We start from the raw sequence: 10,445 nt of genomic DNA, 5'->3' as shown, positions 1-10,445 counted from the left end.
CCACCCGCCCGCCCGCAGGCGTGCACCCACCCGATCGGCGAGGCGACGCAGCTCGGACCGCAGGATGCGGGTGTCGGTGATGTCGTGGTGGAACGTCTCCTCGTGGCCGACGCTCTTCTCGACGCGGTGCGTGTCGACGACGCGCGGGTCGATTCCGCGGGCGAGATGCCAGACGCGGTCGCCCATCGCCGGCCCGAGGGCTCGGTCGAGCACCGTTCGCGGACTCTCGAGAACGTCGGCGACCGTGTGGATGCCGCGGCCCTCGAGCGCCTCGGAAGCCTTCGGCCCGACCCCCCAGAGCGCCCGCACGGAGCGTGGGCCGAGGAAAGCGGCCGTATCGGCCTCGGCGACGATCAGCAGGCCGTCCGGCTTGCTGATCGTCGACGCCATCTTCGCGACATGCTTCGTCGCAGCGACCCCGATGCTGCACGGGAGCCCGGTCTCGTCGAGCACCCGCCGGCGCAGCGCCCGTGCGATCTCTCCGGGACTCCCCCACAGGCGGCGCACGCCCCGCACGTCGAGGAAGGCCTCGTCGATCGACAGCGGCTCGACGAGGGGTGTGACATCGCGGAAGATAGCCATGACCTGGGCAGACATCGCGAGATACCGGTCGAAGTGCGGCTCGACCACGATCGCGGTGGGACACAGCCGCAGCGCCTGTCCGACGGGCATGGCCGAGCGCACACCGAACCGCCGGGCTTCGTAGGAAGCGCTCGAGACCACGGAGCGGCTTTCGGGTGCGCCGATGATGATCGGCTTCCCACGCAGCGACGGATCGTCGAGGATCTCGACGGACGCATAGAACGCGTCCATGTCGACGTGCAGGATGTCGGCGCCCGTGTCGTCGGCACCGTCGGGCGAGACGATCCGGCCCGTACCGTCGCCGCGTCCCATGTACTCATCCTCGCAGGAGGCTCGGACATCGCGCAGCGGCGAGCCGGCCCGCAGCCACAGCGAGCGGGCTACTGCGCGGCGCGCTCCAGCACCAGCTCGCGCACGCGCGCGGCATCCGCCTGGCCCTTCATCGCCTTCATGACAGCGCCGATCACCGCACCGGCGGCCTGCACCTTGCCGTCGCGGATTTTCGCGAGCACGTCGGGCTGGGACGCGAGCGCCTCGTCGATCGCCGCGATCAGCGCACCGTCATCGGAGACGACGGCGAGGCCACGTGCATCGACGACTTCCTGCGGCGTGCCCTCACCGGCGATGACTCCTTCGAGCACCTGCCGCGCGAGCTTGTCGTTGAGCGCCCCGGAGTCGACGAGGACCTGCAGGGCTGCGACATCTGCGGGGGTGGCGAGATCGGACGCCTCGCGCCCCTCGGCGTTCGCGATGCGGGCGATCTCGCCCGTCCACCACTTTCGCGCTGCCGCCGGAGAGGCGCCGGCGGCGACGGTCGCCTCGACCTCGGCGAGCAGGCCGCTGTTGACGACTCCCTGGAACTCGATGTCGGCGAAACCCCAGTCGGCCTTGAGCCGGCGGCGGCGATCCGCCGGCGGCTCGGGCAGGGCGGCGCGCAGCCCTTCGATCAGCTCGATCGACGGCGCGACCGGCAGCAGGTCGGGCTCGGGGAAGTAGCGGTAGTCGTCGGCGTCGGACTTCGGACGACCGGGCGAGGTCGTGCCGGTGTCCTCGTGCCAGTGACGCGTCTCCTGGATGATCGTTCCGCCGGCGGCGAGGATCGCGGCCTGGCGCTGGATCTCGTAGCGTACGGCGCGCTCCACCGAACGCATCGAGTTGACGTTCTTCGTCTCGGTGCGCGTGCCGAGCTTCTCCTGGCCGCGCGGACGCAGCGACACGTTCGCGTCGCAGCGCAGGTTGCCCCGCTCCATACGCGCCTCGGAGATGCCGAGCGACAGCACGATGTCGCGGATCGTCTGCACGTAGGCCTTGGCGATCTCGGGCGCGCGGTGCTCGGCGCCGAAGATCGGCTTCGTGACGATCTCGACGAGCGGGACGCCTGCACGGTTGTAGTCGACAAGCGAGTATTCGGCACCCTGGATGCGGCCGGTCGAACCGCCGACGTGCGTCAGCTTGCCGGCATCCTCTTCCATATGCGCGCGTTCGATCGGCACCGTGACGATCGTGCCGTCGGAGAGCTCGACGTCGACGGAGCCCTCGAAGGCGATCGGCTCGTCGTACTGCGAGATCTGGTAGTTCTTGCCGAGGTCGGGGTAGAAGTAGTTCTTCCGCGCGAACCGGCTCGAGGGGGCGATCGAACAGCCGAGCGCGAGCCCGAGGCTGATCGAGAACTTCACCGCCTCGGCGTTTACCGTCGGGAGTGATCCGGGCAGACCCATGTCGACCGGGGCGACGAGCGTGTTGGGCTCGGCACCATGGTTGTCGGAGTGCGCGGGGTTCGAAGCCCCCGAGAACATCTTCGTCTTCGTGTTGAGTTCGACGTGCACCTCGAACCCGAGCACCGGCTCGTAAAGTTCGAGGGCCTTGTCGAAGTCCATCAGCTTGTCCTTGGCCATCAGAGTGCCCCTCCCCGAACGGGTGCGCGGTCGAGCAGAGCGCCGCCCCACGCGTCGACGAGCAGTGCCTCGAGCGCGGCGCCGACGCGATACAGCCGAGCGTCCTCGCGAGCGGGCGCGAGGAATTGGATGCCGACCGGCAGCCCGTCCTCGGCAGCGAGCCCCGACGGGATCGAGATCCCCGGAACGCCGGCAAGGTTCGCCGGAATCGTCGTGACGTCGTTGAGATACATCTGCATCGGGTCGTCGATCTTCTCGCCGAGCCGGAACGCGGTCGTCGGCGCCGAGGGCGTCGCGATCACATCGACCGAGGCGAAGGCGCTGTCGAAGTCCTGCTGGATGAGGGTCCGCACCTTCTGCGCCGAGCCGTAGTAGGCGTCGTAATAGCCCGCAGACAGCGCGTACGTGCCGAGGATGATGCGGCGCTTGACCTCGTCGCCGAAACCCGCGTCGCGCGTGGCGGCCATGACGTCCTCGACGGTCCCGCCGGGGACGTCCTTGCGCATCCCGAAGCGCACCGAGTCGAACTTCGCCAGGTTGCTGGAGGCCTCGGCGGGGAGGATCAGATAGTACGCGGCGACGCCGTACTCGAAGTGCGGAGCGCTGATCTCGACGATCTCGGCGCCCTGCGCCTCCATCGCCGCGAGAGCCTCGCGGAAGGATGCCGAGACACCGGGCTGGAAGCCAGCATCGGGCAGTTCCTTGATGATGCCGACCTTGAGCCCCTTGAGAACCTCGCCGCGAGCACCCTCACGGGCGGCATCCGCGAACGACGGCCAGGCGTCGGTCAGCGACGTCGAGTCGTACGGGTCGTGGCCCCCGATGACGTCGTGCAAAAGGCCCGCGTCGAGCACCGTGCGCGTGACGGGGCCCACCTGGTCGAGGCTCGATGCGAGGGCGATCGCGCCGTAGCGGCTCACCCCGCCGTAGGTGGGCTTGAGGCCGACGGTTCCGGTGACGTGTGCGGGCTGGCGGATCGAGCCGCCGGTGTCCGAGCCGAGCGCGAGCGGCGCCTCGAACGAGGCGACCGCGGCGGCTGAGCCACCGCCCGATCCGCCGGGGATGCGGTCGAGATCCCACGGGTTGCGCGTCGGTCCGTAGGCCGAGTGCTCGGTCGACGAGCCCATCGCGAACTCGTCCATGTTGGTCTTGCCGAGCGGAACGAGACCCGCGGCGCGCGAGCGCGCGACGACGGTCGCGTCGTAGGGCGACATGTAGCCCTCGAGGATCCGAGACCCGCTGGTCGACGGCATGTCTGTCGTGACGAGGACGTCCTTGATCGCCAGCGGCACGCCCGCGACAGGGCCGAGCTGCTCGCCGGCGGCGCGGCGGCGATCGATGTCGGCGGCGACGTCGAGCGCGTGGTCGCTCACGTGGAGGAAGGCGTGGATGTCGCCGTCGACGGCCGCGATGCGGTCGAGGTGGGCTTGCGTGGCCTCGACGCTGGAGACCTCGCGAGCGGCGAGCTTGTCGGCGAGCGCGGCGGCGCTCAGCTTCGTCAGATCGGTCACGAGGATCCCTACTGCTCTTCGCCGAGGATGGCGGTGACGCGGAAACGACCGTCGGCGGCGTCCGGTGCGTTCTGAAGCACCTGGTCGCGAGTCAGCTGTCCGTCCACGACATCGTCGCGGAAGATGTTCTCCAGGGCGATGGGGTGACTCGTCGCGGCGACGTCGGGGGTGGCGACTTCGGAGACCTTGGCGATGTTGTCGACGATCACGTCGAGCTGCCCGGTGAGGCGCTCGACCTCCTCGTCGCTCAGTTGGATCCGGGCGAGCACACCGAGATGGCGCACGAGATCGGGGGTGATTTCAGACACCGCAACAGTCTAGTCGCGGCGGCGGCGACGCCCGTTGCGGCGGGATTCCCCGGGCGTAGGCTGTGTGCCGTGACGACGACGTATGACCCGCCTCGCCCCTGGATCGCCAGCTATGCCGACGGAGTTCCGGACGATCTCGAACCCGTGAGCGGATCGCTCGTCGACATCGTCGAGGCATCGGCGCGCGATTATCCGGATGCTGTCGCCCTCCAGTTCTTCGGGCGCGAGACCTCGTACCGGTCGATGCAGGAGCAGATCGATCGAGCGGCCGCCGGCCTTCGCGACCAGGGCGTGCGCGCCGGCGATCCTGTCGCCATCGTGCTCCCCAACTGCCCCCAGCACATCGTCGCCTTCTATGCGATCCTGCGCCTGGGCGCCGTCGTCATCGAGCACAATCCGCTGTACACACCTCGTGAACTGCGCAAGCAGTTCGAGGACCACGGCGCCAAGCACGCGATCGTGTGGTCGAAGGTCGCGGCGACCGTGCAGGAGTTCCCCGCGGATCTGGCGGTGACCTCGCTGATCTCGGTCGACATCACCCGCGCGATGCCCTTCACGACCCGCCTGGCGCTGCGCCTGCCGATCGCGAAGGCGCGCGAGGCGCGCACGGCCCTCACCGAGCGCGTGAGCGGTGCGATCTCATGGGAGGACGTCGTCGGATCGGAGCCGCTGCCGGCGACGCATCCGAAGCCGTCCACCGACGACCTCGCGCTCATCCAGTACACCAGCGGCACCACGGGCACGCCCAAGGGCGCCTCCCTCACCCACCGCAACCTGCTCTCCAACGCCGCACAGGCCCAGGCCTGGGTGCCCTCGATCGTGCGCGGCGACGGCTGCGTCGTCTACGCGGTGCTGCCGATGTTCCATGCGTACGGACTGACGCTCTGCCTCACCTTCGCGATGTCGATGGGGGCGCGGTTGGTGCTGTTCCCGCGCTTCGATCCCGACATGGTGCTGGAGGTCACGAAGAAGCATCCCGCGACATTCCTGCCGCTGGTGCCGCCCATCGCGGATCGGCTCCTCAAGGCCGCGCGCGAGAAGGGCGTGTCGCTCGCCGGCACCCAGGTCGCGATCTCGGGAGCGATGGCACTCCCCCACGAGCTGGTCGTGCCGTTCGAAGCGGCATCGGGCGGTTTCCTCGTCGAAGGCTACGGCCTCAGTGAATGCTCGCCCGTGCTCATGGCGAACCCCGTCGCCGACAACCGGGTGCCCGGCACCGTCGGTCTGCCGCTCCCCGGCACCGAATGCCGCGTGGTGAACCCCGACGACCCGACGCAGGACATGCCGGCGGGCGAACGCGGCGAACTCGTCGTCCGCGGACCCCAGGTCTTCGGCGGCTACTACGGCAAACCGGAAGAGACGGAAGCCGTCTTCACCGACGGCTGGTTCCGCACGGGCGACATCGTCATGATCGACGATGCCGGATTCGTGCGGATCGTGGACCGCATCAAGGAGCTCATCATCACGGGCGGCTTCAATGTCGCCCCGACCGAAGTCGAGAACGCTCTGCGTCAGCATCCGCAGATCGACGATGCGGCCGTCGTGGGCCTGCCGAGCGAGCACTCCGGCGAAGAGGTCGCCGCCGCCGTCGTCGTGGCGCAGGGCGAAGACATCGACGTCGAGGCCGTGCGCGAGTTCGTGCGCGGCGTCCTCACTCCCTACAAGGTGCCGCGTCGCATCTTCGTCGTCGACGAGCTTCCGAAGTCGCTCATCGGCAAGGTGCTGCGCCGACAGGTCCGCGACCGGCTCCTCGCCCTCACGACGGGGTCGTAGGGCGTCAGCCCTCCAGCGCAGCCGGTCCTTCGGTCACGAGCACGTGGAACTGCGCGGCGTTCAGGATGCGGATGCCGAGCTCCTCGGCCTTCGTCAGCTTGGACCCGGCACCGGGGCCTGCGGCGACGAAGTCCGTCCTCTTCGACACGCTCGATGCCGCCTTGCCGCCCGCGCGGATGATCGCCTCCTGCGCACCGTCGCGGGAGTAGCCCTCGAGACTGCCCGTCGCCACCACGGTGAGCCCCTCGAGGACTCCCCCGCTCGCAACCGCGGCGCCGGGACCGGGGTGGTCGGGGATCTCCCACCGCACTCCGGCCGCCGCCCAGCGGTCGACGATCTCCTGGTGCCAGTCGACCTGGAACCATTCGATCAGCGAGTCGGCGATGATCGCCCCGACACCCTCGACCTGCGCGAGTGACTCACGATCGGCGGCCATGATGTGCTCGAGCGACCCGAACCACTCCGCCAGTGCGCGCGCGGCCACCGGACCGACGTGACGGACGTTCAACGACACGAGCAGTCGCCACAGTTCGCGCTCGCGGGCGCGCTCCAGCTCTGAGATGAGCTTGAGGGCGGTCGCGGACGGCTGCGCGCCGGAGAGCCCGGCCTTCTTCTCGGCGGCCGTGGGGTTGCGCCGGAACGGCGCACGCGTCTTCACGACACCGTCGTCGTCTTCCTTCGGCAGTCCCGTCTCGGCATCCCGGACGACGACTTCGATCGGCACGAGCTCGTCCACGGTCAGCTCGAACAGGCGCGCCTCGGTGACCAGCGGCGGCGTCGCCGGGACGACAGGCTGGGTGAGCGCAGCCGCCGTCACTTCGCCGAGCGCCTCGATGTCGAGCCCGCCCCGCGAGCCGATGTGCTCGACGCGACCGCGCACCTGCGCGGGACATGTCCGGGCGTTCGGGCACCGCAGGTCGATGTCGCCCTCCTTCATCGCGCGCAGCTCGCTGCCGCACTCGGGGCAGCGCTCGGGCATGCGCCACTCGCGCTCGGATCCGTCGCGGCGCTCGAGGACCGCGCCGAGGATCTCGGGAATGACGTCGCCGGCCTTGCGCAGGACGACGGTGTCGCCGAGCAGAACCCCCTTGGCCTTGACGACCTGCTGATTGTGCAGGGTCGCCTGACGAACGGTGCTCCCCGCAACCTTGACGGGCTCCATCACGGCGTACGGGGTGGCGCGCCCGGTCCGGCCCACCCCCACGACGATGTCGAGAAGGCGCGTGTAGACCTCTTCCGGCGGGTACTTGTAGGCGATCGCCCACCGTGGCGCGCGACTGGTGGCGCCGAGTTCGGCGTGCAGGGCGAGCTCGTCCACCTTGACCACGATGCCGTCGATCTCGTGCTCGACGGCGTGGCGGTGCTCGCCCCGCTCGGCGATATAGGCGATGACCTCGTCGACCGTGTCGAACACGCGCGAGTGCGGCGAGACCGGCAGACCCCATCCGGCGAGAAGGTCGTAGATCTCCGACTGATCGCGCACCGGCGGGGTGTCCCATGCTCCGATTCCGTGCAGGTACAGCTCGAGTCGGCCGAGTCGGTCGCGCATCAGCTCGAGCTGATCGGGCGACTTGTTCTCGGCGCGCTGACGGAGGCTTCCCGCCGCGGTGTTGCGAGCGTTCGCGAACTCGGGGAAGCGGGTGGGCACCGTTTCGGCTTCGCGCCCCCGGGCGATCTGTTCGGCGACGAAGGCCGCCTGCAGCGCGTGCTGGCGCTCGTTGAGCGCCTCGAAGTCCTCGCCGCGAAGGAACACCTCGCCGCGGACTTCGAAGAAGGGCGGGAAGCCGGTGCCGGCCAGCCGCCGCGGAATGGCGGGAATCCACGCCACGTTCTCGGTGATGTCCTCGCCGACACGACCGTCGCCGCGCGTGGTCGCGGTCTCGAGCACGCCGTCGCGATAGGCGAGGCTGATCGCGAGGCCGTCGATCTTCAGCTCGCTCAGCCACCGCACGGCGCCGCCCGCGGCCGCGCGCGTCTTGTCGGCCCACTCGCGGAACTCGTCGATCGTGAACACGTTGTCCAGACTCAGCATCCGCTCGGCGTGCTCGTGCGAGGGGAAGCCGGCCGAGACGATCCCGGCACCGACCTGCTGGGTCGGGCTGTCTTGCGTGAGCAGTTCGGGGAACGCGTGCTCGAGGGCCTCGAGCCGGTGGATCTCGACGTCGTACTCGGCGTCGCTCACGAGGCTCGCGCCTTCGGAGTAGTACGTGAGGCGATACCGCTCGATCCGTTCACGGAGTGCGGCGGCCTCGTCGCGCGCCTGCTCGAAGTCGACGGGGATGTCGCCGGGAAGCTCAGTCACCCGCCAAGTCTAGGAGCGGGTTCCGACCTTCACGCGGTGACCGGGACGGCCGAGACGGTGCGGTCGATCGTGAATTGGCCGATGACCCGTGTGCCGTCGTAGAGCACCGCCGTCTGGCCGGGTGCGACGCCGTCGAACTGCGTCTCGGGCACGACGGTGATCACGCCGTGGGCGAGCGTCGCGGCGGCAGGAACGGGATCGGCGTGCGCGCGGATCTGGACATGGCAGTCGAAACGACCCTCGGCCTGCGGTCGCCCCGCCCAGGAGTGACGCTCCCCGGCGATCTCGGCGGTCGCGAGCGCCTCCTTCGGGCCGACGACCACCGTGTTGGAGACCGGGCGCACCTCGAGGACGAACCGGGGCTTGCCGTCGGCTGCCGGTACACCGAGCGACAGACCGCGGCGCTGGCCGACCGTGAACGCGTGCGCGCCCTCGTGCGTGCCGACGACCGCACCGCTGCGGTCGAGGATCTGCCCCTGCTCGGCGCCGACCCGCTCGGCGAGCCAGCCGCGCGTGTCACCGTCGGGGATGAAGCAGATGTCGTGGCTGTCGGGCTTCTGGGCCACCGTGAGACCGCGCTCGGCGGCCTCTGCGCGTACGAGCGCCTTGGATGGCGTCGACCCGAGCGGGAAGTAGGTGTGGGCGAGCTGCTCGGCCGTCAGCACGCCGAGGACATAGGACTGATCCTTGGCGGCATCCGATGCCCGGTGCAGCTCCAGCCCGTCGCCGGCGTCGACGAGCGTCGCGTAGTGGCCGGTGCACACGGCGTCGAAGCCCAGCTCGATCGCTCGCTCGAGCAGGGCCGCGAACTTGATCTTCTCGTTGCAGCGCATGCACGGGTTGGGTGTGCGGCCGGCGCGGTACTCGGCGACGAAATCGTCGATGACGTCGTCACGGAAGCGCTCGGAGAAGTCCCACACGTAGAACGGGATGCCGAGGCGGTCCGCCGCGCGACGCGCATCCATCGCGTCCTCGATCGTGCAGCAGCCGCGGCTGCCGGTGCGGAGGGTTCCCCCGGCGCGAGAGAGCGCGAGGTGCACGCCGACGACGTCGTGGCCCGCCTCGACGGCCCGTGCGGCCGCGACGGCGGAATCCACTCCACCGCTCATGGCCGCAAGGATCCGCATGGGTCCAGTCTACGAGCCCGCCCCTGGACGCGACCCGGATGCCGCTCGCGCACGTTCGACCGCCGGCGGAAGCGCCGCGACGGCTGTCTCGACGTCTGACGCGGTCGTGGTGCGGCCGAGCGTGAGCCGCAGCACCTGACGCGCCTCGGCATCCGTCCGTCCCATCGCGCGCACGACGTGCGAAGGCTCGGGGATGCCCGCCTGGCACGCAGACCCCGTCGAGACGGCGACGCCGGCCTGATCGAGCAGGAACAGCAGCGTCTCCCCAGCAGCCCCCGGAAAGAGCAGATGGGCGTTCCCGGGAAGGCGATCGACCGGATCGCCCAGGAGCACGGCGTCCGGCACACCGGCGAGGATGCCGGTGACGAGTCGGTCGCGGAGCGCACGCACCCGCACCGCCTCGGCGGCACGCTCGGCCTCGGCGAGTTCGGCTGCGACGGCGAACGCCGCGGCGCCCGCGACGTCCTGGGTGCCCGCGCGGAGTCCGCGCTGCTGACCGCCGCCGTGGACCAGGGGCGTCGGCTCTGCTGACCGGGCCACGACGAGCGCGCCGACGCCGACCGGCCCGCCGATCTTGTGCGCGGATACGCTCATGGCGCTCAGACCGGCGCGACCTGTCGCTCCCGCGCGCCACGACCGGAACGAGACCGGCACATGCCCGAACGCGGCGACGGCGTCGACATGCAGCGGCACTCCTGCAGCCGCCGCAGCGCTCGAGAGCTCCGCGACGTCGTTGATCGTCCCGGACTCGTTGTTCGCCGCGAGCGCCGTCACGAGCGCGGCACCCGGAAGCGCGGAAGTGAAGGTATCGACGGGGATGCGACCGAGAGCGTCGATTCCGACGGGCCGCACCACGGCGCCGCCCTCGCGCCGCAGCCATTCGACGGTGTCGAGCGTGGCGTGATGCTCGCCGTCGGGGAGCACGATGTCGAAGGTCCCGCCCGCCC

At 70.1% G+C, this 10,445-nt stretch carries 8 protein-coding genes; 1 reads left to right on the top strand and 7 read right to left on the bottom strand.

Annotation, left to right across the window (positions count from 1 at the left end):
• The 4 genes from dinB to gatC all read right to left on the bottom strand — a co-directional run.
• Positions 1 to 894, bottom strand: an 894-nt coding sequence (gene dinB / locus FFS15_RS18435; RefSeq protein ID WP_137846518.1) for a DNA polymerase IV, incomplete at its 3' end; no start/stop codon positions are given.
• Between the two features lie 68 nt (positions 895 to 962).
• Positions 963 to 2,477: an Asp-tRNA(Asn)/Glu-tRNA(Gln) amidotransferase subunit GatB gene (gatB, locus tag FFS15_RS18430; RefSeq protein ID WP_137846517.1), complete on the bottom strand. Its 1,515-nt coding sequence runs from the start codon at positions 2,475 to 2,477 to the stop codon at positions 963 to 965.
• Positions 2,477 to 3,988 (bottom strand): Asp-tRNA(Asn)/Glu-tRNA(Gln) amidotransferase subunit GatA, encoded by a 1,512-nt coding sequence (gene gatA, locus FFS15_RS18425; protein WP_137846516.1) that lies wholly within the window; start codon positions 3,986 to 3,988, stop codon positions 2,477 to 2,479. Before gatA ends, gatB begins: the two co-directional genes overlap by 1 nt.
• Before the next feature lie 8 nt (positions 3,989 to 3,996).
• Complete coding sequence (gene gatC, locus FFS15_RS18420) at positions 3,997 to 4,296, bottom strand: Asp-tRNA(Asn)/Glu-tRNA(Gln) amidotransferase subunit GatC (protein ID WP_137846515.1); 300 nt, start codon at positions 4,294 to 4,296, stop codon at positions 3,997 to 3,999.
• A gap of 69 nt (positions 4,297 to 4,365) precedes the next feature.
• Between gatC and FFS15_RS18415 the strand changes: the two genes are divergently transcribed.
• The gene (locus FFS15_RS18415; protein ID WP_249354235.1) at positions 4,366 to 6,069 is read left to right on the top strand and encodes a long-chain-fatty-acid--CoA ligase; all 1,704 of its coding nucleotides are present in this window, start codon (positions 4,366 to 4,368) and stop codon (positions 6,067 to 6,069) included.
• A gap of 4 nt (positions 6,070 to 6,073) precedes the next feature.
• On the opposite strand, the gene ligA is transcribed toward FFS15_RS18415, so the two are convergent.
• The 3 genes from ligA to FFS15_RS18400 all read right to left on the bottom strand — a co-directional run.
• A complete protein-coding gene (ligA, locus tag FFS15_RS18410) occupies positions 6,074 to 8,371 on the bottom strand; it encodes an NAD-dependent DNA ligase LigA (protein WP_137846513.1) in 2,298 nt (765 codons plus the stop codon).
• A gap of 29 nt (positions 8,372 to 8,400) precedes the next feature.
• Positions 8,401 to 9,498, bottom strand: coding sequence for a tRNA 2-thiouridine(34) synthase MnmA (gene mnmA / locus FFS15_RS18405; protein WP_137846512.1), 1,098 nt, complete (start codon positions 9,496 to 9,498; stop codon positions 8,401 to 8,403).
• 9 nt (positions 9,499 to 9,507) lie between these two features.
• On the bottom strand, positions 9,508 to 10,445 hold a 938-nt coding region (locus FFS15_RS18400; protein WP_137846511.1), incomplete at its 5' end, for an aminotransferase class V-fold PLP-dependent enzyme.

This window comes from Microbacterium sp. 2FI, from assembly GCF_005502885.1.
GTDB lineage: Bacteria > Actinomycetota > Actinomycetes > Actinomycetales > Microbacteriaceae > Microbacterium.
This window is presented reverse-complemented; position numbering and strand designations above follow the sequence as displayed.